This is a genomic window from Leifsonia sp. NPDC058248, from assembly GCF_042881905.1.
Taxonomy (GTDB): Bacteria; Actinomycetota; Actinomycetes; order Actinomycetales; family Microbacteriaceae; genus Leifsonia.
In genome coordinates, this window is the sequence record NZ_JBHVXB010000009.1 from 166,009 (window position 1) to 189,639 (window position 23,631).

The following is a 23,631-nucleotide window of genomic DNA, read 5'->3' on the forward strand; positions in this document are numbered from 1 at the left end:
GGCGCGCGGACGGGTCGATCGCAAGGCACCGAATCGGGCCAATTTTGTTTAGAGTCACGCACCACCTGGGCCGACCGTCAGTCGGCCAGCCAGTCCGAGACCAGCCGGGTCTAATTAGAGTTTTTGTTTGCCTTTCCGGCGGAGAGATCGATGCGAGTGGAAGGGGCGTAAGTGGAGGGACCGTGGAATACCGACCGGAGCGCAGCGGAGGGAGGATTTGCCGCGAAAGCCCGCAATGGCAGCCCCAGGAACGAGCTACGATCGGCCCGCGGAAAGACAGCTGGCGCCGACGAACGAGGCTTCCTGGCTGCCCGGGCCGCGTGTAGACGGTTCCGATTCTGGCGACGGGAACCTGCTCGGTGCGCGGTTCGGGGAGGATGGTCATGGTGTTCTTTTGTTCTCTTGTGCTCTGAATGTCACGATGTGACGTATTCCTTCACCGCGGCGATGAGCTGGGTGAGTCCTTGTTTTGCGTCGGTGAAGAACATGCCGGTCTTCGGGTCGGTGAACAGTTCGTTGGGGATGTCGGCATAGCCGGGTGACATCGACCGTTTGAGAACGACCACCGATTTCGCGCGGTCGGCATCGAGGATGGGCATGCCGGAGACGGCGTTGCCTGGGCGGCGTGCTGCGGGATTGATCACGTCGTTCGCGCCGACCACGAGTGCGACATCGCAACCGTCGAATGCTCGGTTGGCGTCGTCGAGCTGGAGCAGGTCGTCGTATGGCACGTTCACTTCGGCGAGCAGCACGTTCATGTGTCCGGGCATACGGCCGGCGACCGGGTGGATCGCGTATTTGACATCGACCCCGTGTCGTTCGAGCAGCGATGCCAGTTCGGCGACTTCGTGCTGTGCCTGACCGGCGGCGAGTCCGTATCCGGGGACGATGATCACGTGCTGGGCGTAGGCGAGCTGGATGGCTACGTCGTCTGCGCTGAGGCTGCGGACAGCTGAGGCGTCAGCGGCCGGGCCGCTTGCCGTCTGCGCTGTTGTCGCGCCGAACCCGCCGACGATGATGCTGACCACCGACCGGTTCATGGCCTTGGCCATCTGCAGGGTCAGGATGGTGCCCGCTGCCCCCACAAGAGCGCCGGCGATGATCATGGCCTGGTTCCCGATGACGAAGCCGGCCATCGCGACCGCGAGTCCTGTGAAGGCGTTCAGGAGGGAGACGACGACAGGAGCGTCGGCTCCGCCGATCGGCAGCACCATGAGTGCTCCGAACGCGAGTGCGGCGACCAGCAGGAGGAGCACCGCGACGACTCCGACGGGCAGCAGGATCGTGGCGAGCCCCGCAAGGACGGCGATCAAGGCGACGGCGATGTTGAGGATGCGGGAGCCCGGAAACTGGATCGACCGGCTCGGTACGGTGCCCTGCAGCTTGCCTGCAGCGAGCAGCGAACCGGAAAAGGTGATCGACCCTATGAGGATGTCGAGCACGATGGGTATGGACAGGCTGACGGCGAGCGGATGCGTTGCCGGCGCATGCAGCAGGTCGGCGAGGGCGATCGCCGTGGCCGCGCCACCGCCGACGGCGTTGAAGAGGCTGACCAGTTGAGGTACGGCAGTCATCTTCACCCGTCGGGCACCCAGGATGCCCGCTGCGCTTCCGACAGCGATGCCGACGACCAGCACAATCCACCCGGTCGGGGAACCCGAGCGGGTGATCGCGTCGACCAGGGTCGCGATCACCGCGACGGCCATCCCGGATGCCGAGATGAGGTTGCCGCGGCGCGCGGTCGCGGGCGTCCGCATGAGGTGCAGCCCGATCACGAACCCGACGGCGGCGATCAGGTAGGCGAAGCCGATTGCGCTCTGCAGCGTGGTCACAAGGTCTTATCCTTTGCGTCGCTCGATGCCGTGTCGGCTCGATTGCGGTGCGTGCGGAACATGCGGAGCATCCGGTCTGTCACCAGGTACCCGCCGACGACGTTCGCGGTGGCGAACGCCGCTGCGATGCCCGCGAGGAGGTAGCCGAGCGGGCTGTCGGCGAGCACCGCGGTGATGATCGCTCCAGCGATGACGACGCCGTGGATGGCGTTGGCGCCGGACATCATCGGGGTGTGCAGGGTCGACGGGATCTTGCTGATCACCTCGAAACCCACCAGCAGGGCAAGCACGAAGACGGTGATTCCGGTGAAGAGCTCGGTGGTCATGACGCGACCACCACACCCTCCGCGGATGCGTCCGGCACGTTCTCCGAATCGTTGAGGCCTAACGCTCGCTGCACATCCGGGCTCACGAATGCGCCGTCGTGACAGACGAGCACTTCGCGCTGCAGTTCATCGTCGAAATCGATCGCGAGGCGTCCTTCGCTTGTCAGAGCCGCCACCATCGCGTGGACGTTCTTGGCGAACATCCGGGATGCTGCAGCGGGAATCGTTGAAGCGAGGTCCGAGCTTCCTATCACGGTGATTCCGTTCTGATCGGTGATGCGTTCTCCGTCGATCGAGCCATACACATTTCCGCCCTGAGGACTGCAGGCGAGGTCGACGCAGACGGAGCCGCGTGCCAGCGAGGCGAGTGCTTTCTGGGGAACGAGCATCGGGGGGCGCCGGCCGGGCACTTTCGCCGTTGTGATGACGACGTCGAAACCGGCGACGAGGCGCGAGAGTTCGGCCTGCTGGATCGCAAGCTCATCGCTGGTCATCGCCCGCGCGTAGCCGCCTGTGGCGGCGCCTTCGGCGACGGTCGACGTTGCGAAGGACGCCCCGACTGACTCCACCTCCTGGCGCGAAGCCGGGCGCACGTCATATCCCGTCACGAGGGCTCCGAGCCTCCGTGCCGTGCTGAGTGCTTGAAGTCCTGCCACCCCGGCGCCGATGACCAACACTCGCGCGGGTCGTGCCGTTCCGGCCGCCGTGATCATCATCGGGAAGAACCCACCGAACGCTTCAGCAGAAACGATCGCCGCACGGTAACCGGCCGCCGACGACTGGGACGTCAACGCATCCATCGACTGCGCCCTACTGAGCGTGCGCGGCAGCAGCTCGAACGCGGCCACCGTCGCACCTCGCCTACACAGTGCGCTCATCAGTTCGAGGTTCTGCAGGGGGTCGAGCATTCCGATCAACAGCTGACCCTGGCTGATGGCCGCCACGGTCTCGTCGTCGGGGGGACGGACCATCGCGAGGATATCCGCGTCCGCAATCACATCGGATCGCTGAATGACGGTTCCCCCCGATGCCTCGTAGTCGGTATCGGACCAGCCGGCGCGAAGCCCAGCGCCGCTCTCGACAAGCACATGACATCCGTTTCGCGCCCACTCCCCGACGACATCCGGGTCGACGGCGACGCGCCGCTCTTGGTTCGCGGTCTCGCGGAGCACACCGATCGTGAGTCGGTCTGCGGGAGTTTCGCTTTCGGGCGAGGTCATGTTCTGAGTGTTCGTCATCGATGACGGGGGTTGCAGAGTCGAAGGTCCCGAGCCGATGTTCCTGGGCAGACGTTCATCGTCGCCTCGCACCGTCGTCGGTCTGCAGCGCTGACACGAGGCGGGACGTTTGACCCTGCCGCTCACCGTAGGGCTGCGCTGGAATCGAGTCACACGGCCAGAAGATATGAGGATCGCGCATGAACCGCTCTGTTGACCTGCCGGAATGGTCGGCTCAAGGACCCGTCATCGAGCTCTCCGATGGTCGCTGCTGGGAACTCATCGCCGGCGCTGGAGTCGGCCGACTCGGGGTGAGCATCTCGGACCTGCCCGAGATCTTCCCCGTGAACTATTTCTCCGATGGTCGGAGCGTCGTCTTCCGCTCGGCCGACGGCACCAAACTGCAGAGTCTTGTCTCGAATCGGCATGTCGTGTTCGAAGTGGATTCGGTGGGCGAACTTCACAACTGGAGTGTCACGATCAAGGGCGTCGCCGTCGTCAAGGACCGGACGTACGCGAACCGCGCCGCAGAAGATGCCCTGCCACCGTGGAACCCGGTCAGCGAGTACGTCTTCGTCGAGGTGGTCCCGACGGTGATCTCCGGTCGCCAATTCGAACACCACCTTCATGCTGTGCGCCGTTCCGACGATGGCGCACTCTCACCCGAACTCTGACCTCCTCGACTTACGGATCGAAACGTCACTGCCGTCCGACCACCAACACGGTTCCACCGAAAGGCACCTCATGAAAGCGCTCGTCTACGAAGGCCCAGGACGCAAGACCTGGAAGGATGTGCCGATGCCGGTCATCCAGCATCCGACCGATGCCATCGTGAAGATGGAGGCGACAACGATCTGCGGTACCGACCTGCACATCCTCAAGGGGGATGTCCCGGAGGTCGCGCCCGGCCGGATCCTCGGCCACGAGGGGGTCGGCGTCATTACTGAGGTCGGCTCCGGCGTGACGCGGCTCGCGGTCGGCGACCGCGTGATCGTCTCGTGCATCAGTTCATGCGGGCGGTGCGAGAACTGCCGAGCCGGACTGTACAGCCACTGTCTCGATCCGGAAGGCGCCGCCGGAATCGGCTGGATCCTCGGACACCTGATCGACGGCACCCAAGCGGAGTATGTGCGCATCCCGTTCGGGGAGAACTCTCTCTACAGAGTCCCAGAGGGCGTGAGTGACCCTGAAGCCGTGCTCCTGTCCGACATACTGCCCACAGGCTTCGAGATCGGCGTGCAGTACGGGCAGGTGAAGCCCGGCGACGTGGTCGCCGTGGTCGGCTCCGGCCCGGTCGGCCTCGCGGCGGTCATGACCGCGCGGCTCTATGGCCCGTCGAAGATCATCGCCGTCGACGTCGATGCGTCTCGGCTGCGCCGCGCATCCGACTTCGGGGCGACGGACACCGTCAACTCAGCCGACGCCGACTGGAAGGAGCAGGTGCTCGCCCACACCGACGGCGCGGGCGTCGATGTCGCGATCGAAGCGGTCGGTATCCCCCGCACCTTCACGATGGCGACTGAGATCGTGCGGCCCGGTGGACACGTCGCCAACGTCGGCGTCCACGGCCGACCGGTCGAGCTGTCGTTGAACACCCTGTGGATCAGCAACATCACCATCTCGATGGGGCTCGTGAACACGAACACGCTCGGGATGCTACTGAAACTCGTCGCCCAAAGGGCCATACCTGCACGGGCCTTCGTCACCCACGAATTCACCTTCGACGAGGTCGAGAACGCCTACAGCGTATTCGGAAACGCCGCAGAGCACGACGCCCTCAAGGTTCTGATCCACGACGGCGCCCGCCTGCTGGACTCAGCGTCCGGCACCGAAGAGTCCGTGCAGGACCGCGCCGAAGAGGTCGAAATCAAGGGCATCAGCCGATTCGCCCAGGCAGGCCAGGCAGGCCAGGCCTCAAACTAGCTGATCGAAACTGCGACGCAGCGCATTCCATAAGCAGGAAGGTGGCCCTGAGAACAACAATCGTGGTGCGGAGGGCGTGGGATTCGAACTCTATTCGCTGCCCAGTACTTCACGATCGGTTCGCGCAGAACCGCGGAATCTCGGGCTTCTTTGGGTCACCTCGACCTTTGCAGATACGCCCCGTTCTCGCCCGAGTGTTGTCAAATTGTTGTCACGATCGAGGCTGCAGGTGGATGCGCTTGGCGCTACTCGGCTCCGGTTCTCGATACGGGGGGCGGGCCACACTTGGAGGAGGATATCTTCGACTGGCTCGTCGACCGTTTCGTCGTATGCGAGGTTGTACCCGCGGTTGCCGATCCGAACCCGGTAGCTGCCGGGACCGGAGGTCGCCATGTTTCACCTCCGGCACTGGGTCACCGAGCAGAGAACTGAACTCGATCCGCCCTTCCGGCGTCTGGATGGGGACCTCGACAAGTATTTCCCAGGCGTCGGCGTCGGCATTCGGCTCCGTTGTGGCCGCCCGGAGATGCAGCCGGACCGGCCCATAGGCGGTGCCCGAATACAGCATCAGACCGGAGTCGGTGGCTGCGCAGAGCTTGTTGAGCGGACGGCTGACGAAGTCGACGTCGTTGATGTCCCAGTTGATCCCGTTGAGCGCGAGAGAGTGGTGATCGAACGCCGCGAATGTGTCAAGGGAGAACGCCGGAGAGGCGTTGGTGGTTTCGATCTCACCGCCGCGAGCCTGGCACCCGGCATCCGGGCCCTGAAGGTCGCCATGCCGGGCGGCCACATACCATACAGCCTCTGCTACCTGATCGAGGATGCGCACGGCGACGTGCACCTCGTCGACCCCGGCTGGTCATCGGACGAAAACTGGGCATCGCTGGAGCGCGCACTCGCCGCATCCGGCCAGCGCATCGACGACGTGGCCACCATCGCCGTCACGCACCTGCACCCGACCATCTCGGGATGGCGGCGAGTCGACCGGCGATGAGCAGGCAGCTACCTGCCAACGCTCTCCTCGTGGAGGGCGAGATGCTCGACATTCCAGGGCGAGCAATCGAGGTGGTCCTGACGCCGGCCACACACCGGGACATGTCTGCCTGGTGGATGCCGACGACGGGCTGGTCTTCACCGGGGACCACGTTCTGCCGACCATCCACCCGGGCCTGGGTCTCGGCGGCGAGACGGCAACAAGTCCCATCGCCGACTACCTCGAGTCCCTCGAACGCATCGCGGCGTACGACGATCTCCGGGTATGCCCCGGCCACGAGTACGTGTTCAGCGGACTCGCTGCGCGGTGTGCGTCGACGGCAGAGCACCACCTGCGGCGGTCGCGCGAAGTCGCGGCGCGCCTACAGGTCGACGAAGATCTCAGTATTTGGCAGGTCGCATCCGAGCTCACCTGGACCGGGCTGGGCCAACTTGAAGGGCTTCTACCTGCTGTCGGCCCTGGCCCAGACGGCCATGCATCTCGAGTTCGTTCAGTCCCGCGCGTCGCACCGCTTCCTGAGGGTTTTCGAGCTTCGCGGACCCCCTCCGGCCTCGCACGCCACTATTCGATTGTGCGCAAAATGTGCGCAGTTTTCTAGCCGACCGGACGGCACAGCCGGGCTGCTCTACCGGCCGAATGCTAGGTACGACAGGTCGCCCAAATCCTCGCCCTCAGGACGGGCCACCAGATAGACCGCATGCACTCCGCCAATCGCCTTCATTGTCGCGCTGAACAATCCCGGCTCGCCGATCCGCCCGTCGACGTCGACAACAGCAACGACCGGGCCGCGGAATGGATCGTCCAGTCGAACATCCACCCGGCCGCGGCTTGCTGGGTTGACCTCGAGGCTCACGTGGGACCCTGCAACCGAGTCGCCGAAGTCGAAGTACTTGTACCCGATGACGTCTCCCGCCCGCAGGCGGCTGACGACTGGGAACTCGCCTTCAGCACCGTAAGCACGGTGGTCGATGATCGGGCTGTTCTTGCCGCTGACGCCCCTGCTGTTCGTCAGGTGGCACGCCATGTAGGCCGGCCAGCGGCAGAACGCGTCGAGGGGATGCGCACTGAAGCCCATCGAAGTGTGTTCCGCTTGTTCGAATCCACCGTCAGCCGTGCGCGTCAGGGGTGCGACGCAAGCCGAGCGGCCCGCCTTCGTCTGGCGGTGGTAGATCTGGTACCACTGGCCGTCGACGGAGAACATTCCGCCGTGGATGTTTCCGGTGTGATCGGTGGGCGCCAGCTGGCCGTGGAACCGGGCGTTGCCGAGCGAAACCAACGGGCCCATCGGCGTGAACGAGCCCTGGGGCGCATCCGCGATCGCGTAGTACATCCCGTTGAACCCGCCGCTCCCCAGGGCGTAGTAGCTCAGCACGAACCGGCCGTCGATCTCCCGGATCGAGGGACCGTTCACGAAATGCGCGTCCACGCGGCTCTTGCGCAACAGATCGCTCGCGAGCTTCAACGGTCTGGCGCGCACGACCTGGGTGGCGTAGCCGCCTGACTCGTTCTTCAGCACGGTGCGCTTGTCGCGCAGGTCGAGTTCCACGACGTAGCAGTTGAGGAGACCGAAATAGAGGAACAGTCGACCGTCGTGCAGCAGAAGCGAGGGGTCGTAGGGGTACTCCTTGAACCGAACGCCGCGCCGGCTGATCGCAGCCCGGCCGCCGAAGAACGCCATGTCCCCGTCAGCGAGGCCGTCTTTCCCGTCGCTCCAGCCGGAGGGCTTCTCGCTCTCGGGATAACGCACGCGACCGACGTACTCGAACGGACCGATCGGCGAATCGCCGACCGCCATCGCGATGCCCGACTCGGACAGGCCGATCCCGTAGTAGAGGTAATACTTTCCGTCGATCTCCACGACATCGGGCGCGAAGAGATGGGATTTCATTCCCATGCGGTCGCCACCGCGCGCGGTCATCATCCGGGCGAACGGATCCTGGTCACGCCGGAAGATCACACCCTCGTAGCGCCACCGGGCAAGGTCGGTCAGCGCTGCCGAGTAGCAGACGTAGTCGCCAGCGCACATGACTGCGGTGCCGTCGGCGAGATCGTGGGAGCCGTAAACGTACACCCGGTCCCCGAAGACGTGCGGCTCCCCGTCGGGGATGTACTCGGTCGCCGGAAGAAACGGATTGATGGATGCGGTGAGGGTGCCGTCGGGAACCTGCGTGGTGCTCATCTTCTCTTTCCATTCATCCGGTGGCGTAGCCGAATCGACCACGCCACCGGATGGTGTTGCCGTGAAGTGGTATTAGCGGGATGCCTTGATCGGCACCACGGCGAACGCGCCGAGGATGCTCAGCACGATGCCGATCGGGAACAGGCCGATGTAGCCGAAGCCGAGCACGACCGCACCGGCGATGGCCGGCGCCAGTGCCTGAGGCAGCGTCGCCGCGATGTTGACGACGCCGAGGTCCTTAGCGAACGACTTGGCCGACGGCAGAACCTGGCTCATCAGGGCGGTGTCGACCGCCTGGAACATGCCGAAGCCGAAGCCCGAGATGAAGGTCATGAGCATCCAGCCGGGCAGGGTGGGGACGAGCATCGGGATCAACAGTGCGATCGCGACGAACACCGACGAGGCGAAGATGAACGGCTTGCGACGGCCGAACCTGTCGGAGAGCGGACCCGAGATGATCGTCGAGATCAGGATGCCCGCGAGGCTCACAATGCCGAGCAGCGGGATGACCGAAGCCGGGTTCTTGATGCCGAGGTAGTCGGTGAGGATGAAGAGCTGGTATCCCGTGACCGTGAAGTAGCCGGCGTAGAGCAGCGTCCGGCCGGTGAACGCCCAGAAGAAGTCAGGGTGCTTGACCGGGTTTACCCAGAACGTCTTCAGGAAGTCGACGAACTTGAAGGGCTCGAGAACGAGTTCCTTGCTCGAGTAGTCCGGGTTGAAGACCACGAACAGCGACAGCAGGACGACCGACAGGACAGCCAGGACGATATAGCCGGCACCGATACTGCCGAGGAAGATCGAAGCGAGGATCTGGCCACCGAGCACGCCGACCATGACGCCGATTCCGGTCAGGGCAGCGAACGATCCACGGCGCTTGACCGGAACCCGGTCAGGCATGATGGCGCTCAGCGGTCCCTGGGCGAAGTTGAACGCTGTCTGGACCAGCGTCGCCGCGATCAGGATGCTGACGAACGAGTTGGCAAAGGCCAGGCCTACGAGCGAGAGGGCGCCGACGAGGGATCCGATGAGGATCCAAGGTGCGCGGCGGCCCAGACGTGAGCGCATGCGGTCGGACAGCTGGCCCGCGATCGGCTGGGCGAAGAGGGCGAAGATGGCTCCCACCGTCGACACGATCGCGAAGTTGGCGACCTTGTGCGCCGGGTCGAGACCGGCGACCTGTGCCGGCAGGAGAACCTGGAGGAACGCGCCCCAGATGATGAAGATGCCGAGGTTGGCGGGAATCATCCACCAGAGCAGGCGACGGACGCCCTTGATCGGGGTGGGCGGATCCTCGTTTCCCGCAGCCTCCTCGATGAATGCAAGTTCGGCGAGTTCTTCGGAGGGGATCGTCATGGGTAAGCCTTTCATCATCCTCGATGACCGACTGAACAGTCGGCGGGCAAAACCATACGGCACTATGGGTTTAATTTCAAAACGTTATAGCCTGTTGGTGTGACCAGACCTGCCCAGTACGCCAAAGGCGTCGCCAAGCGCGCGGAAATCATTGAGACGGCCCTCCAGCTCATCGGCTCAGAAGGCTACGACAAGATGACGATCCCGCAGCTGGCGAAGGCGGTCGGCCTGAGCCAGCCGGGACTCATCCACTACTTCGGCACGAAGGACCAATTGTTCGTGGAGATCCTCCGCGAACGCGACGCACGCACAGAGCGATTCGCAGAAGGATCATTCACGCCCTCGCGTCTCGCTCGCGACAACGAATCCGTTCCGGGTCTCATCGAGCTCTACACCCGCGTGATGGTCGAATCATCGGGACCCAGTCACGTGGGGCATGAGTTCACTCGTGAGCGCTACGAGCGGGCGCGCGGCGGAATCGCCGACGCGATTCGCCACGAGCAGGAAGAAGGAAAGATCGACCCGGCGGTCGACCCCGCAAAAGCAGCCGCCATCATCTTCGCGGCATGGGACGGCCTGCAGATCCAATGGATGCACGACCAGTCCATCGACATCCCGGCACACCTCGACTACCTCTGGCACGCCCTGACCGGCGTCTACGAAGGGGCGTCGCTTTAGCGAAGACGTGGAGTTCGTGCGTGGACCACGATTCCGGCGAACCTGAGCTCCACGTGGCGCTCAACGCTCGACCGCCAAGTCGTCGGCCGCGGTGTCGACCCGGACAGTGAAACGCTGGTCGCCTGGTTCAGTGTTGTCAAACCACGACGAACAGATCAAAATTCAATCCTCATAAATAGCTTCTGATCTGGATTTTTACAGTGCGGAGGGCGTGGGATTCGAACCCACGAGACATTTCTGCCCACCAGTTTTCAAGACTGGCTCCATCGGCCGCTCGGACAGCCCTCCCGGCGCCGGCGTTGACCGGCGTCGCCCGATTCTAACGGACGACGCGCGGCGCTATCCGCTGTACGGCTTGGAGCAGGTGACCTGACCGGCCGTCTGGCCGTGCACATCCGACGGCAGGTCCACCGAGGTTCCCGAGCCGGTCCCTGTGCCCGAGCCCGAGCCGGAATCGGGTGCCGGAGTCGATGTCGCAGTCCCCGCATCCGTCGGCGCTTGAGTCGCCGGAGCCTGAGTAGCCGGAGCCGGCGTCGCGGGGGTGGCCGGCGTAGCCGGCGCAGCCTCCGAGCCGACACCCGTGTCACCGGTCAGGGCGACCGGCTGGTCGGCCTTCAGCGCGTTCATGAGGGTGTCCGCCGCATCCGTCGTGGGGGCGACGCCGCCGTCGACGTAGTGGTTCGGGTACTGCACGAAGACGACCTTGTTGAGGTCGATGTTGCGCAGCGCGGCCGCCATCGACGCGATCGTGGTCATGTTGCTGAGACTCTCGGAGAGCTTGATGTTCTTGACCGCGGCCTTGGCCAGTCCGAAGATCTTGACCGGGTTCGACAGCGTGTCCGAGCTCTTGATCGTGCGAACCAGCGAGGAGAGGAACACCTGCTGGTTGCTGATGCGGCCGAGGTCCGAGCCGTCGCCGACGCCGTGACGCGTGCGGAGGAACGCGAGCGCCTGCGAGCCCTGCAGAGTGTTCTGGCCCGCCTTCACGTCGAGTCCGGTGTACGGGTCCTGGATGTCGCCGGCCACACAGACGGGCACGCCGCCGACCGCGTTCGACATCTCGATGACGCCGTCGAACTCGATGACGCCGGCGTACGGGATGGTCAGGCCGGTGAGCTGCTCTACCGTCAGCACTGTGCACGCGAGGCCGCCGTAGGTGAGGCTCGTGTTGATCTTCTGGGCGCTCATCGCGTCGTAGCTGCCCTTGCCGTCTTCACTCGGGCAGGACGGGATGGGCACGAACATGTCGCGGGGGAAGCTCACGACGGTCGCGTTCTTGTGGTCGGCGGAGACGTGCAGCAGCATCGTCACGTCGTTGAGCACTTCGCCGCGGGAGCCGTAGGCGGCGTTGCCGCCGCCGCTGTCGCTGCCGGCGAGGAGCACGTTGAAGCCGCCGGAGATGGCGCCGACCTGCGGGATCGGGTTGCCTTTGGCGTCGACCAGCTTCACTGCCGGCTTGACGCTCGAGGCCACGTTCAGCACGGCGTACGCGGTCAGCGAGACACTGCTCACCAGAGCGACGCCGATGACGGCCGCGATGATCTTGAGGATGAAACGGAGAGGGTGGTGCCGCTTGAGGCGGCCGTGTCGAGCGATGCTCGGACCGGCCGATTTCTCTTGTGCGCGCAGGGAAGCGCGCGTGGGCATCTCGTTCATTCACTCCCTTTCGTGGCACGCTCCTGTCGCCGGAGGCGAGTCAGTGGGGGTCGGAGTTCGGCGCACATCGATGATGGCGGACCTTCAGCTTCGCAGATCACCCTGGCAAACTTCTGGGCGGACGCGCAAGAAGCCCTGGTCACGGGCCCTCCAGGCCGCGGTAGATCAGAGGGAGGAGAGCACCTTTGCGAGCCCGTCCTCGACCACGGGATCGGTGACGGCGTTGGCGACCGCTTTGACCTCATCCGGAGCCTGGCCCATCGCGATGCCCTTGCCTTCCCCCGCGGCCCACACGAGGAAATCGATGTCGTTGCGGCCGTCGCCGACCGCCACCACGTTGCTGCGCGGGATGCCGAGGTGCTCTCGCACGCGCTCCATCGCGGTGGCCTTGTTCACTCCGTCGGGCGCGATGTCGAGCCAGGCTGTCCAGCCGATGGCGTAGCTGACCTTGTGCAGCCCCATGCGCTCGACGATCGAGAGGAACTGCTCCTCGTCGTGCTGCGGCGAGACGACGACGACACGGGTCGCCGGATGCGCGGACAGCTCCTCGAACGGGACCTGCACGGCGTTCACCAGCTCCCAGTCGGTCATGCCCTCGGTGTAGCGGCGGAACCCTGTGGCGTCTTCGACCATGAAGCTGCCGCTCGGCAGGAAGGGCCGGATGGTCTCGAGAACCTCGGTCGGGTCGAACACCTCGACGAACTCGCGGCGGTAACCGCCCTCGGCGGTGTCGTCGCGTCTCATCGTGAGGGCTCCGTTGGCGCAGACGACGTATTCGCTGGTGAGCCCGAACCGCTCGTGGATGGGACGCGCAGTCTCCCAGCTGCGACCAGTCGCGAGCATCACTTCGTGACCGGCGTCGCGCACCCGGTTCACCGCCTCAAGCACGGCGTGGCCGATCGTCTCGTCCTCGTGGATGAGCGTGCCGTCGACGTCGAGCGCGATCAGCAGGCGGTCGTCGGCGGTCACTGTGTGATCGGCTCCAGCACCTCGAGGCCGCCCAGGTAGGGACGCAGCGCCTCCGGCACCAGCACCGACCCGTCGGCGCGCTGGTGGGTCTCGAGGATGGCGACCAGCCAGCGCGTGGTCGCAAGGGTTCCGTTGAGGGTGGCGACCGGGCTGGTCTTGCCGCTCTCGGTGCGGTAGCGGATGTCGAGGCGACGCGCCTGGAAGGTGGTGCAGTTGGAGGTGGAGGTGAGCTCGCGGTAGGCGTCTTGCGTGGGCACCCAGGCCTCGACGTCGTACTTGCGGGCGGCGCTCGATCCGAGGTCTCCGGCGGCGACGTCGATCACGCGGTAGCTGAGCCCGAGCGCCTGCAGCATGTCCTCCTGGTACGACAGCAGCCGGGCGTGCTCCGCCTCAGCCTCCTCGGGCAGGGTGTAGACGAACATCTCGAGCTTGTTGAACTGGTGGACCCGGATGATCCCCCGGGTGTCCTTGCCGCCCGACCCGGCCTCACGGCGGTAGCAGGTCGACCAGCCGGCGTAGCGGAGGGGCTGGTCCACCTCGAGGATCTCGTCGGCGTGGTAGCCGGCCAGCGCGACCTCGCTCGTTCCGGTGAGATAGAGGTCGTCGGCCGGGAGGTAGTAGACCTCGTCGGAGTGCTCGCCGAGGAACCCGGTGCCCTGCATGATCTCGGGCTTGACCAGGGTCGGGGTGATGAGCGGGATGAACCCGGCGGCCAGCGCACGGTCGAGCGCCATGTTCATCAGGGCGATCTCGAGGCGCGCCCCGACGCCCTTGAGATAGTAGAAGCGCGCACCGGACACCTTGGCCCCGCGTGCCATGTCGATGGCGCCGAGCCGCTCGCCGATCTCGAGGTGGTCGCGCGGCTCGAAGTCGAACGTGGGCTTGTCTCCCACGGTCTTGAGCGTGATGAAGTCGTCTTCGCCACCGGCCGGGACGCCGTCGATGATCGGGTTGCCGACGCGCCGGAGCACCTCGTCGAACCGCACCTCTGCCGCGTTGGCGGCGTGCTGCGCCTCTTTGACGCGGGCCGCCAGGCTCTGCGCCTGCGCGACGAGCTCCTTCTTCTCCTCCTTCGGCGCGGCGGCGACCTTCTTGCCGAAGGCGTTCTGCTCGGCGCGCAGCTCCTCGAAGGCGGTGATCGTGGCGCGACGCTCCCGGTCGGCCTGCAGCGCCTCGTCGACGACGTCGACGGAGTCGCCCCTGGCCTCCTGCGAACGCTTGATGAGGTCAGGGTTTTCACGGAGCAGAACTGGATCGATCACGGGATCAGCTTATCGAGCGTGCATCCGTCGATCTGAGTTATCCACAGCGAACGAGTAGCGTGATCACGTGACCGATCGCGAGAGCGCTTCCCGGGCCGTCGTCGCCGTGGTCTACAACCCGATCAAGGTGGACGTCGACCGCGTCAGAACGGCGGTGCAGGATGCTGCCGCGCGCGCCGGCGAGATCGATCTGCTCTGGCTCCGCACCAGCGTCGAAGACCAGGGCCAGGGCCAGACCAGGCAGGCGCTCCACGCCGGTGCGACGCTCGTCCTCGCGGCGGGGGGCGACGGCACCGTGCGCGCTGTCGCCGAAGGGCTGCGCGACCAGGATGCCGTGCTGGCCCTCCTCCCCTCCGGCACCGGCAACCTCCTCGCCCGCAACCTCGGCATCACCCACACCAGCCTCGAGCAGGCCTGCGCCATCGCGTTCGGAGGCGACACCCGCTCGATCGACCTCGGTGTCGCCACGATCACCGACGTCGAGGGGGCGACCCGCGAGCACGCGTTCCTCGTGATGGCCGGTCTCGGCATCGACGCCGCGATGATCGCGAACACCCGGCCGAGGCTCAAGCGCCGGCTGGGCTGGCTCGCCTACGTGGATGCCGGCTTCCGCGCACTGCCCACCTCGAAGAAGGTGCGGGTCGGCTACACCCTCGACGGCGGCGAACGGCGCACCGCCCACGTCAGCACCATCCTGGTCGCCAACTGCGGCAGCCTGCCCGGGAACATCGAGCTGATCCCCGACGCGCTCATCGACGACGGGATGCTCGACATCGCCGTGCTGCAGCCGAAGTCGATCTTCGGCTGGCTGATGATCTGGCGCAAGGTCACCTGGGAGAACCGCATCCTGCGCAAGACCTCGCTCGGCCAGCGGATCATCCGGATCACCGATCGTGCCGTGCGCACCGAGCTCAGCTACCTCCGCGGCGAGTCGGTGCGGCTCACCGTCGGCGACCCGGAGCCGTTCGAGCTCGACGGGGACGCGCTCGGCGAGATCTCCGCGGTCGACTTCACGGTGGATCGGGGCGGGCTGAGGGTCAGAGTTCCCGCCGTCGGCTGAGGCGGCCGGGCCGGTCGCGGATGCCGAGTCGACCGAGCCGGCCCGCCCGGCTCGGCGACGGCCTCCAGGTGACTGCTCGCACGAACACGGCGCCGATGGCGGCGATCAGCGCGAGCGACGTAGCCGGCACCCGCGCGAGCTCGGCGACCCCCGCGACGAGGATCTCCGGCCGCATCAGGTCGCTCTGGCTGTAGGTGGACGGCACCAGCGCGGGCGCGGCGATGCAGAGGGCGGCGACCGCTCCGAGGCCGATGGCGAGGATCACCAGCACCCGGTACGTCCAGCGCATTCACTCCTCCCGGGCGGCGTCGCTGAGCGGAGCATCCCGGGCCGGAGCGCGACGGCGGGACTTCAGGGCCGAGAGCAGCACAAGGGCGACGATCGTGGCCAGACCGACGGTGATGAGCGGGCCGGCGAGCATCCAGCCGACCTGGCTGAACACGAGAGAGGTCGCGTCTTGCGAGGCGGTGGGGCTGGCTGTGTAGGAGGTGAAGACGGAGACGACGTAGAGCACGATGCCGAGCACCACGAAGCCGCCGCCGATCAGCCACAGTGCCAGGAAGTACGGGTTGCGGCGCGGCGAGACGTCGATGTCGTCGAGGAAGGACCCTCGCGTCGCGGTGCCCGAGAGACCGGATGCTCCCGCGATGCCGTCGGCACGATACGCCTCGAGCTCCACGGTCAGAGGATCGGGGACGAATCGCGGGTCGGCCTCACGCAGTTCGTCGGGGACGCCGGCATCGCCGATCAGCTCTTCGGGCTCCGGCGCGGGCCGCACAGGCGACTCGGCGGATGCGCGGCGATACGCGGTGGACGCGCCCTCGGCATCCGGTGCCGGGGCGTTCGACGGGCGGCGGAACGGCGACTGTTCGCGGGCGGGGGCGGCCGACCGCAACTGCGTGCGCGGGCGCTCGCCCGGTCGCGGCTCATAGCCGCGCTGGAACGCCGGGTCGTAGCGCGGGTCGAAGTCGGCGTCGGCCTGGCCCGCACCGGCGTCGCGGCGGGACGCTTCGGCGCGCGGGTCGCCGCCGGCGTCCCCCGCGTCGCGTCCCGACTCGTCCAGGATCATCGCGCCTCCTCGCTCCTGGCTCGCAGCCTACCCCTGAGGGACGCCGTCGGCGCCGGTGAGAGACGCCAGCCATTCGCGCGCCTCGGTGAACACTTCGTCGCGGTAGCGGGAGTCGAACTCGACGCGGACCTTGTCGGCTCTGGGGTACGAACCGAGGAAGATGACGGCCGGGCTGAACCGGCGGAGACCGAGCAGAGCATCCGCCACCCTCTCGTCGTGGATGTGGCCGTCGGCGTCGATCACGAACCGGTACCGGCCGAGAGCGTCGCCGATGGGACGGGACTCGATGAGGCTCAGGTTGACGCCGCGGGTGGAGAACTGCTCGAGCAGGTCGAGCAGGCTGCCGGGGCGGTCGTCGGGGAGCTCGGCGACGAGGCTGGTCTTGTCGGCGCCTGTCGGTGCCGGCACGGTGCGTTCGCGGCTCACCAGCACGAACCGCGTGACGGCGTGCGGGTTGTCGCCGATGTTCTCGGCGAGCACGACCACGTCGTGGTGGTCGACGATCCCCGGCGGCGCGATCGCGGCATCCGCCGTGCTGCCCTGGAACAGCGAGGAGGCGGCGGCCACGTTGCTCGACGCGGGCAAGTGCCCGTGCTCGGGCAGGTGCGCGTCGAGCCAGAGATGGCACTGCGCGTACGCCACCGGATGCGCGTTGATCACACGCACGTCGGCGAGCGTCGTTCCCGGCCGTGCGACGAGCACGAAGTTGACCGGCACGAGGTACTCGCCCACGATCCGCAGCCCGGGCACGGTGGCGAGAGCATCCTGAGCGACCGAGACGCCGCCCTCGATCGAGTTCTCGATCGCGATCATCGCCGCGACGCTGCGCCCGGAGACGACGTCGGCGAGCGCCTCCCCCACGTTGTTGACCGAGCGCCAGTGCTTTCCCGCGGCCTCGGGGACCTGTGCGAGGGCCGCCTCGGTGAAGGTTCCCGACGGGCCGAGGAAGCTGTAGACCTCGTCGACGGCGGCAGGCAGGTCGGCGGTGGGCTCGGTTCGTTCGGGCATGGCGTCAGCTTAGCCATGCGGGTGAGCGACCGAAAAAGTTATCCACAACCTTGCGCCGCCCCTCTGGCGCGATCGGGCGCGAGTGGAAGGATGGGGCCATGAACGAACGAGCTGGAACACCCGCACAGGCCTCCGATCTCGTCGATGTCGACGCGCTGCGGCGCGCGTACTACGACCTCAAGCCCGATGTGAGCATCCCGGAGCAGAGGGTGGTGTTCGGCACCTCGGGGCATCGCGGCAGCTCGCTCAACACCGCCTTCAACGAGAACCACATCGCCGCCACCACGCAGGCGATCGTGGAGTACCGCGCGTCCCAGGGCATCGACGGCCCCCTCTTCATCGGCGCAGACACGCACGCGCTGAGCGAGTTCGCGATGACGACCGCGCTGGCCGTGCTGGTCGGCAACGAGGTGCGCGTGATGGTCGACGAGTTCGACGACTGGGTGCCGACACCGGCCGTCTCGCACGCGATCATCGCCTACAACCGCGCGGACCACCCCGACCAGGCCGACGGCATCGTCGTCACCCCCAGCCACAACCCGCCCTCCGACGGCGGCTTCAAGTACAACCCGCCGCACGGCGGACCGGCAGACACCGACGCCACCAGCTGGATCGCGAACCGGGCCAACGAGCTCATCGCCGATGAGCTGAGGGGCGTCCGGATGAGCGAGCCGAGCGCCGTCGAGACGTACGACTTCCGCGGGCGCTACGTCGACGACCTCGAGAACATCATCGACGTCAAGGCGATCAAGCAGAGCGGTATCCGTATCGGCGCCGACCCCCTCGGCGGTGCGAGCGTTCATTACTGGGCCGCGATCGCCGAGCGCTACGACCTCGACCTGACGGTCGTGAACCCCACGGTCGACCCGACCTGGAGCTTCATGACGCTCGACTGGGACGGCAAGATCCGCATGGACCCGTCGAGCCCGTCGGCCATGGCGTCGGTGCTCGCGCACAAAGACGAGTACGACATCCTCACCGGCAACGACGCCGACGCCGACCGCCACGGCATCGTGACGCCCGACGGCGGGCTGATGAACCCCAACCACTACCTGGCGGTCGCCATCGACTACCTGTACCGCACCCGCACCGGCTGGCAGAAAGACGCGGCGGTGGGCAAGACGCTCGTCTCATCGTCGATCATCGACCGGGTGGCGGAGTCGCTGGGGCGCCGGCTCTGGGAGGTCCCGGTGGGCTTCAAGTGGTTCGTCCCCGGCCTCATCGACGGCTCGGTCGGCTTCGGCGGCGAGGAGAGCGCCGGTGCCAGCTTCCTGCGGTTCGACGGCTCGGTCTGGACCACCGACAAAGACGGCATCCTGCTCGCTCTGCTCGCAAGCGAGATCCTCGCCGTCACCGGCAAGACCCCCTCGCAGCTCTACGCAGAGCTCACCGAGAAGTTCGGCGACCCGGTCTACGAGCGGGTCGACGCACCGGCCAGCCCGGCTGAGAAGGCGGCCCTCGGAAAGCTCGACGGCGACGCGATCGCCGCCACCGAACTCGCGGGCGTGACGATCACGGCCAAGCTGAGCCGGGCTCCCGGCAACGACGCGGCGCTCGGTGGCGTCAAGGTCGAGACCGCCACCGCCTGGTTCGCCGCGCGCCCGAGCGGCACGGAGAACGTTTACAAGATCTACGCCGAGTCGTTCGTCGGCGCGGACGACCTGCGGCAGGTGCAGGAGGAGGCCAAGCGGATCGTGGGCGAGGCTCTCGCCGGCGCCTGATCGGGGGCGGCCGGCAGGCGGCCGCCCCAGCGCGGCGGGGCGCGTCGCGCGGCCGTGCCGATCAGCGGCCGTGGCGATCAGCGGTAGACGGTGCCGCCTGGCACGCCGAAGTACTCCTCGAGGGTGCTCACCCCGCTGGCGTGCAGTCGCGCGGCGAGCGGGGCTCCGATGAACCGGAAGTGCCACGGCTCGAAGGTGAACCCCGTCACCGCGACCTTGTCCGCCGGGTAGCGCAGCAGGAACCCGAACCGGTAGGCGTTGGCCGCGAGCCAGACGCCCTGCCGGGCGTGCGCGAAGCACGCGTCGAGCGAGCACTGCGCCGGCACGGCGCTGATGTCGACGGCGAGCCCGGTCTGGTGCTCGCTGTGGCCGGGGCGCGCCGTGTCCGTGTCGGCGTAGGCCCGGCCGTTGCGTGCGACGTCGTCGTTGTAGACGCGTACCTGCGAATCGTACGAGCGGTAGGCGCTCTGCACGGAGAAGTCGAGGCCGGCCTCCGACTTGCCCGCTGCGAACAGCGCGACGAGAGCGTCGGCCACCTGTCGTCGCATCGGCTGCCGGTTCACGTAGGTCACGTCGGGGTACACGAGGTCCGGAGGGACGAACGTCACCGGACCGAGCGAACGGGTCTTGTTGACCACGACCCAGCTGCTGGCCGGGTCCGCGATCGACTGGGCCGCGTTGTCGAAGCCCGGCGCGGTCGGTGCCGGGCTCTTGGAGGGCGTCGGGCGCGATGACGGATTCGGTGTCGTCGGAGGCGCGGTGGATGCCGGAGGCGAGGTCGTCGTGGGCGTCGGCTTAGGTGTGGGTCCGGGCGTGGGCTTCGGACCCGTCGAGGGCCGGCCCGTGGGCTGGCGCATCGAGTTCCCGAACGGCGCGGACGCGGAGGTGCACGCGACCAGTGCGACAGCCAGGACGAGAGCGCCTGCGAACAGCGCGCCGCGTCGAATCGCGCGACCGCGCATCCGTTGCCGCCCCTCGCGGCCCACCCCGTGTTTCACGGGTCGAGCATAGCTGGCGCCGGATGGACGGACGCTGAGCCTCGCGAGAAGACGTGCGCTACTCCTGGAAGCTCCAGAAATGCCCGACGGCGCCCGGGTGGTCGACCGTGATCGTCTGGTCGAGGTCGCGGTAGTCGCTGTCCTCGTTGTGGCCGGCCATCTTGATCTGGATCTTGCCGTTCACGTTCTGCACCGCCGAGACGATCTGCACGTGGTCGAGCGAGTCGTTGTCGTTCCAGTCGAACATCACGATGTCGCCGACCCGGATCTTCGCCCGCTGGTCGAGCGGATACTCGGTGAGGCCCAGCTCCGGATGATCGCGGAAGTACGTGTCCATCGACGGCACGTAACCCCAGGCCGGGCTCCAGTCGGCGGCAGCGTTGCGGTTGTACCAATCGCCGTTCTGGGTCCAGCCGCGGGCGATCAGGGTCTGGCTCACGAAGTTGGCGCAGTCGCCGCCCACCGAGTTGAGATCGCCGTACTCGGCCGAGTTGTACGTCTTCCAGTGGGTCATCGCGTAGCTGAGCTGACGGTCGACCGGCGTGGCCACCGTGTAGGAGTACGCGTTGTCACTCGTGGCCACCGCTTTGCCGCCCGCCGCAGTGAGCGACACGTCGACCGCGCCCGCCTTGAAGTTCGGGGCGGCGGGGACGACCGCGACGACCGACGAGTCGGACGCCTTCGTCACCGTGGCCGGCTGGCCCCCGATCTGCACGGTCTTCACATCGCCCAGGTTCTTGCCCGAGATGGTCACGGTGCTCGCTCCGGAGACGCTTCCTGTGGCGGGCTGCACGGCCGAGATCGAGGTGGTGGTGTCGTGGGTGACCTGAGCGACAGCCTTGGTGACAGGCGAGGGCTCCCCCGCACATCCGGTGAGGACGAGAGACGTCACCGCAGCGAATCCGGCAATGCCGAGGAGACGGCGGGATGTGGAGGAGCGGGTAGAGAAGCGCATAAGACCTTCGGAGTTCGAGTGCGGAGTTCGGATTCTGCTCCTCACTCACGGTACTCCCGCCTCCTTTGTGTCACCTGTGCGGGGGGCAGCGTGGCGTGCACCGGTTCATTCGTCCGCATGAAATCGCGGGTGAAGTCGGCGTTCGCCGTTGGCGAACGCTCGCGCCGCCGCAGATAGTTCACATTGCTGAAATGGTCACATAAGGTGTAACTTTGCACTCTCCGCAAATTTCTTTTGTGCCCACACCGGTGTGTCGCCCGTGGCCCGGGCGTCCCCATTTTCAGACTCTCGACTCGGAGACTCATGTCAAGCCCAGCAACTCCGGCCCCGGCCGCACCGACGAACGCGATCATGTCGCATCGGCAGATCCTGTTCGTCATCTTCGGCCTCATGGCCGGCATGTTCCTTTCCGCCCTCGATCAGACCGTCGTCGGAACCGCGATCCGCACCATCGGCGACGACCTGCACGGGCTCAGCCAGCAAGCCTGGGTCACGACCGCCTACCTGATCGTCTCGACGATCAGCACGCCGATCTACGGCAAGCTCTCCGACATCTTCGGCCGGCGGCCACTGTTCATCTTCGCGATCGTCATCTTCGTGATCGGGTCGATCCTGGCCACGTTCTCGACCTCGATGATCGAGCTCGCGGTGTTTCGCGCCATCCAGGGCCTCGGCGCCGGTGGCCTGATGTCCATGCCGCTCGCGATCATGGGCGACATGCTCGCGCCACGCGAGCGAGCCAAATACCAGGGCTACTTCCTCGCCGTCTTCGGCATCTCGAGCCTGATCGGACCGCTCGTCGGCGGCCTCTTCGCCGGTGCGAGCGAGATCCTCGGCATCGCCGGCTGGCGCTGGGTGTTCCTCATCAACGTGCCGATCGGCATCGTCGCACTGCTCGTGGTGCTGCGGTTCCTGCACCTTCCCAAGCGGACACCCAACTCGGTGCGCATCGACTGGTGGGGTGCGACGGCGGTCGTCGTGGCACTCGTCCCACTGCTCCTCGTCGCCGAAGAGGGTCGCGACTGGGGCTGGGGCAGCGCGGGAGCCATCGCCTGCTACGTGATCGGTGCGGTCGGCATCCTGGCCTTCATCTTCATCGAGATGGCCATGAAGGACGACGCGCTGATCCCGCTCAAGCTCTTCCGCTCCCCGACCTTCTCGATGGCGACGATCATCGGCGTCTTCGTGGGCTTCGGGATGTTCGGAGCGATGCTGACCCTGCCGCTGTACCTGCAGCTCGTGCTCGGGTCCACGCCCACGGAGAGCGGCCTGCAGTTGCTGCCGATGATCCTCGGCCTGATGGTCTCCTCGATCGCGAGCGGCCAGATCATCGCGCGAACGGGCCGATACCGCATGTTCCCGATCCTGGGCACGCTCTTTCTCGCCGGCGGGTTCTTCTACCTGACGTTCCTCAAGTACGACACGGGGTACTGGTTCATCGCCGGAGCCATGCTGCTGATCGGCCTCGGACTCGGCCAGCTGATGCAGACGCTCACCATCGCCAGCCAGAACTCGGTCGGCCTGAAGGACATGGGCGTCGCGACGAGCGCGTCCACCTTCTTCCGCCAGATCGGTGGAACGCTGGGCACGGCCGTGCTTCTGTCACTGCTGTTCACGCTGTTCCCGACGAATCTGACCGCGGCATTCAAGGACGACGCGACCCTGTCCGCTGCGCTCAACGCGGCACTCGACCCCGCTGTGGCCAACGCGCCGGAGAACAAGCAGATCATGGCGCTGGCCTACGACAAGCAGGTCACCCAGATCAAGGCGGCCCTGCCGGCCGGGATCGACCTGTCCAACGACCAGGCACGTGCCGGCGTCGTCGACAACGTCATCGCGCAGATCAAGGCGAACCCGTCCGGTAGTGCCGCCTCGGCAGGCACCGCAGGTGGCGGCGCTCTCGACGACACGTCGTTCTTGAACAGTGCCGATCCGCGCCTGGCGAAGCCGTTCCTGCAGGGGTTCAGTGCCTCAGCGGTTACGGTCTACTGGGTCGCGCTGATCGTCGTGCTCATCGCCTTCGTTCTCGCCCTGTTCTTCAAGACGCCGCCGCTGCGTGCCAAGTCGGCACTGCAGGAGGCCGCGGATGACGCCGAGGCCGACGCCAAGTCGACCCGCGAGCGCGTCGCGGCCGTGCTCGGCGCCGCCGCGGACGAGGACGAAGCCGAACTCGACACAGGCATCCTCGCCCACCGGGCCGCCGACGACTTCGGCGCGCTGATCGAGCCGGGCGCCGACACCGCGTCGCTGCGCGCCCAGCGTCCGACGGCCGCCCCCGCGACCGACTGACGCGCGAACGCCGCACGACGGCCGTCGACCCCCGGGTCGGCGGCCGTCGCCGCGCCGCGCCGCGCCGCGCTCCGCCGCGCGCCGCGCTCCGCACTGCGCCCACCCTCGAAGCCGCATCGTCGAGTCCTGAGTTGCTGGGTCG

Annotated in this window: 21 protein-coding genes and 1 tRNA gene; 8 read left to right on the plus strand and 14 right to left on the minus strand. The window is 66.7% G+C overall.

Features of this window, described 5'->3' with window-relative positions:
- Positions 1 to 416: 416 nt before the first annotated feature.
- From ACFVV5_RS15615 to ACFVV5_RS15625, 3 genes are read right to left on the minus strand one after another with little or no spacing between them, the layout of a single operon-like run.
- Entirely contained in the window at positions 417 to 1,832 is a 1,416-nt protein-coding gene (locus ACFVV5_RS15615) for an NAD(P)(+) transhydrogenase (Re/Si-specific) subunit beta (RefSeq protein ID WP_387245913.1), read from the minus strand.
- Complete coding sequence (locus ACFVV5_RS15620) at positions 1,829 to 2,158, minus strand: NAD(P) transhydrogenase subunit alpha (protein ID WP_387245915.1); 330 nt, start codon at positions 2,156 to 2,158, stop codon at positions 1,829 to 1,831. Before ACFVV5_RS15620 ends, ACFVV5_RS15615 begins: the two co-directional genes overlap by 4 nt.
- On the minus strand, positions 2,155 to 3,378 hold the full coding sequence (locus ACFVV5_RS15625; RefSeq protein WP_387245917.1) for an NAD(P) transhydrogenase subunit alpha: 1,224 nt from the start codon (positions 3,376 to 3,378) through the stop codon (positions 2,155 to 2,157). The genes ACFVV5_RS15620 and ACFVV5_RS15625 overlap by 4 nt, the downstream gene beginning before the upstream one ends.
- 197 nt (positions 3,379 to 3,575) lie before the next feature.
- Here ACFVV5_RS15625 and ACFVV5_RS15630 point away from each other — a divergent pair, with 197 nt between their 5' ends.
- From ACFVV5_RS15630 to ACFVV5_RS15645, 4 genes are all read left to right on the plus strand, one after another.
- Positions 3,576 to 4,049, plus strand: coding sequence for a pyridoxamine 5'-phosphate oxidase family protein (locus ACFVV5_RS15630; RefSeq protein WP_387245919.1), 474 nt, complete (start codon positions 3,576 to 3,578; stop codon positions 4,047 to 4,049).
- A 70-nt stretch (positions 4,050 to 4,119) separates the two neighbouring features.
- On the plus strand, positions 4,120 to 5,298 hold the full coding sequence (locus tag ACFVV5_RS15635; RefSeq protein WP_387245921.1) for a zinc-dependent alcohol dehydrogenase family protein: 1,179 nt from the start codon (positions 4,120 to 4,122) through the stop codon (positions 5,296 to 5,298).
- 391 nt (positions 5,299 to 5,689) lie between these two features.
- On the plus strand, positions 5,690 to 6,292 hold the full coding sequence (locus tag ACFVV5_RS15640; RefSeq protein ID WP_387245923.1) for an MBL fold metallo-hydrolase: 603 nt from the start codon (positions 5,690 to 5,692) through the stop codon (positions 6,290 to 6,292).
- A gap of 112 nt (positions 6,293 to 6,404) precedes the next feature.
- Positions 6,405 to 6,890: a hypothetical protein gene (locus ACFVV5_RS15645; protein ID WP_387245925.1), complete on the plus strand. Its 486-nt coding sequence runs from the start codon at positions 6,405 to 6,407 to the stop codon at positions 6,888 to 6,890.
- Between the two features lie 27 nt (positions 6,891 to 6,917).
- Here the strand turns inward: ACFVV5_RS15645 and ACFVV5_RS15650 are convergent, their stop codons facing one another.
- Positions 6,918 to 8,513: a hypothetical protein gene (locus ACFVV5_RS15650; protein WP_387245927.1), complete on the minus strand. Its 1,596-nt coding sequence runs from the start codon at positions 8,511 to 8,513 to the stop codon at positions 6,918 to 6,920.
- 30 nt (positions 8,514 to 8,543) lie between these two features.
- Positions 8,544 to 9,824 carry an MFS transporter gene (locus tag ACFVV5_RS15655; protein WP_387245929.1) on the minus strand — a complete coding sequence of 427 codons (1,281 nt, stop codon included), beginning with the start codon at positions 9,822 to 9,824 and terminating at the stop codon, positions 8,544 to 8,546.
- Positions 9,825 to 9,923: 99 nt separating this feature from the next.
- On the opposite strand from ACFVV5_RS15655, the gene ACFVV5_RS15660 reads away from it, so the two are divergent.
- Positions 9,924 to 10,502, plus strand: a complete 579-nt coding sequence (locus ACFVV5_RS15660) for a TetR/AcrR family transcriptional regulator (protein WP_387245931.1) — start codon at positions 9,924 to 9,926, stop codon at positions 10,500 to 10,502.
- A gap of 203 nt (positions 10,503 to 10,705) precedes the next feature.
- Here the strand turns inward: ACFVV5_RS15660 and ACFVV5_RS15665 are convergent.
- From ACFVV5_RS15665 to serS, 4 genes are all read right to left on the minus strand, one after another.
- Positions 10,706 to 10,790, minus strand: a tRNA-Ser gene (locus ACFVV5_RS15665).
- A gap of 51 nt (positions 10,791 to 10,841) precedes the next feature.
- Positions 10,842 to 12,158, minus strand: a complete 1,317-nt coding sequence (locus ACFVV5_RS15670) for an LCP family protein (RefSeq protein ID WP_387245933.1) — start codon at positions 12,156 to 12,158, stop codon at positions 10,842 to 10,844.
- 165 nt (positions 12,159 to 12,323) lie between these two features.
- A complete protein-coding gene (locus ACFVV5_RS15675) occupies positions 12,324 to 13,127 on the minus strand; it encodes an HAD family hydrolase (protein ID WP_387245935.1) in 804 nt (267 codons plus the stop codon).
- Positions 13,124 to 14,389 carry a serine--tRNA ligase gene (gene serS / locus ACFVV5_RS15680; protein WP_387245937.1) on the minus strand — a complete coding sequence of 422 codons (1,266 nt, stop codon included), beginning with the start codon at positions 14,387 to 14,389 and terminating at the stop codon, positions 13,124 to 13,126. The genes ACFVV5_RS15675 and serS overlap by 4 nt, the downstream gene beginning before the upstream one ends.
- A gap of 67 nt (positions 14,390 to 14,456) precedes the next feature.
- On the opposite strand from serS, the gene ACFVV5_RS15685 reads away from it, so the two are divergent.
- Positions 14,457 to 15,449, plus strand: a complete 993-nt coding sequence (locus ACFVV5_RS15685; RefSeq protein ID WP_387245939.1) for a diacylglycerol/lipid kinase family protein — start codon at positions 14,457 to 14,459, stop codon at positions 15,447 to 15,449.
- On the opposite strand, the gene ACFVV5_RS15690 is transcribed toward ACFVV5_RS15685, so the two are convergent.
- From ACFVV5_RS15690 to pheA, 3 genes are read right to left on the minus strand one after another with little or no spacing between them, the layout of a single operon-like run.
- Positions 15,427 to 15,738 (minus strand): hypothetical protein, encoded by a 312-nt coding sequence (locus ACFVV5_RS15690; protein ID WP_387245941.1) that lies wholly within the window; start codon positions 15,736 to 15,738, stop codon positions 15,427 to 15,429. The two genes, ACFVV5_RS15685 and ACFVV5_RS15690, sit on opposite strands and share 23 nt — an antisense overlap.
- Positions 15,739 to 16,518 (minus strand): hypothetical protein, encoded by a 780-nt coding sequence (locus ACFVV5_RS15695; protein WP_387245943.1) that lies wholly within the window; start codon positions 16,516 to 16,518, stop codon positions 15,739 to 15,741.
- A gap of 27 nt (positions 16,519 to 16,545) precedes the next feature.
- Complete coding sequence (pheA, locus tag ACFVV5_RS15700) at positions 16,546 to 17,526, minus strand: prephenate dehydratase (RefSeq protein ID WP_387245945.1); 981 nt, start codon at positions 17,524 to 17,526, stop codon at positions 16,546 to 16,548.
- A gap of 98 nt (positions 17,527 to 17,624) precedes the next feature.
- Between pheA and pgm the strand changes: the two genes are divergently transcribed.
- Complete coding sequence (gene pgm, locus ACFVV5_RS15705) at positions 17,625 to 19,247, plus strand: phosphoglucomutase (alpha-D-glucose-1,6-bisphosphate-dependent) (protein ID WP_387245947.1); 1,623 nt, start codon at positions 17,625 to 17,627, stop codon at positions 19,245 to 19,247.
- Positions 19,248 to 19,324: 77 nt separating this feature from the next.
- On the opposite strand, the gene ACFVV5_RS15710 is transcribed toward pgm, so the two are convergent.
- Together ACFVV5_RS15710 and ACFVV5_RS15715 are read right to left on the minus strand one after the other, a co-directional pair.
- Positions 19,325 to 20,245 carry a D-alanyl-D-alanine carboxypeptidase family protein gene (locus ACFVV5_RS15710; protein ID WP_387245949.1) on the minus strand — a complete coding sequence of 307 codons (921 nt, stop codon included), beginning with the start codon at positions 20,243 to 20,245 and terminating at the stop codon, positions 19,325 to 19,327.
- 58 nt (positions 20,246 to 20,303) lie between these two features.
- Positions 20,304 to 21,137: an amidase domain-containing protein gene (locus ACFVV5_RS15715; RefSeq protein ID WP_387245951.1), complete on the minus strand. Its 834-nt coding sequence runs from the start codon at positions 21,135 to 21,137 to the stop codon at positions 20,304 to 20,306.
- A gap of 366 nt (positions 21,138 to 21,503) precedes the next feature.
- Between ACFVV5_RS15715 and ACFVV5_RS15720 the strand changes: the two genes are divergently transcribed.
- A complete protein-coding gene (locus tag ACFVV5_RS15720; RefSeq protein WP_387245953.1) occupies positions 21,504 to 23,489 on the plus strand; it encodes an MDR family MFS transporter in 1,986 nt (661 codons plus the stop codon).
- Positions 23,490 to 23,631: the final 142 nt, after the last annotated feature.

Bases quoted from the DNA above. Each gene is read 5' to 3' on its own strand.
- ACFVV5_RS15690 (WP_387245941.1), bottom strand. From the start codon at position 15,738: ATGCGCTGGACGTACCGGGTGCTGGTGATCCTCGCCATCGGCCTCGGA.
- pgm (WP_387245947.1), top strand. From the start codon at position 17,625: ATGAACGAACGAGCTGGAACACCCGCACAGGCCTCCGATCTCGTCGAT.
- ACFVV5_RS15655 (WP_387245929.1), bottom strand. From the start codon at position 9,824: ATGACGATCCCCTCCGAAGAACTCGCCGAACTTGCATTCATCGAGGAG.
- pheA (WP_387245945.1), bottom strand. From the start codon at position 17,526: ATGCCCGAACGAACCGAGCCCACCGCCGACCTGCCTGCCGCCGTCGAC.
- ACFVV5_RS15670 (WP_387245933.1), bottom strand. From the start codon at position 12,158: ATGAACGAGATGCCCACGCGCGCTTCCCTGCGCGCACAAGAGAAATCG.
- ACFVV5_RS15640 (WP_387245923.1), top strand. From the start codon at position 5,690: ATGTTTCACCTCCGGCACTGGGTCACCGAGCAGAGAACTGAACTCGAT.
- ACFVV5_RS15625 (WP_387245917.1), bottom strand. From the start codon at position 3,378: ATGACCTCGCCCGAAAGCGAAACTCCCGCAGACCGACTCACGATCGGT.
- ACFVV5_RS15620 (WP_387245915.1), bottom strand. From the start codon at position 2,158: ATGACCACCGAGCTCTTCACCGGAATCACCGTCTTCGTGCTTGCCCTG.
- ACFVV5_RS15635 (WP_387245921.1), top strand. From the start codon at position 4,120: ATGAAAGCGCTCGTCTACGAAGGCCCAGGACGCAAGACCTGGAAGGAT.
- ACFVV5_RS15695 (WP_387245943.1), bottom strand. From the start codon at position 16,518: ATGATCCTGGACGAGTCGGGACGCGACGCGGGGGACGCCGGCGGCGAC.
- ACFVV5_RS15630 (WP_387245919.1), top strand. From the start codon at position 3,576: ATGAACCGCTCTGTTGACCTGCCGGAATGGTCGGCTCAAGGACCCGTC.
- ACFVV5_RS15720 (WP_387245953.1), top strand. From the start codon at position 21,504: ATGTCAAGCCCAGCAACTCCGGCCCCGGCCGCACCGACGAACGCGATC.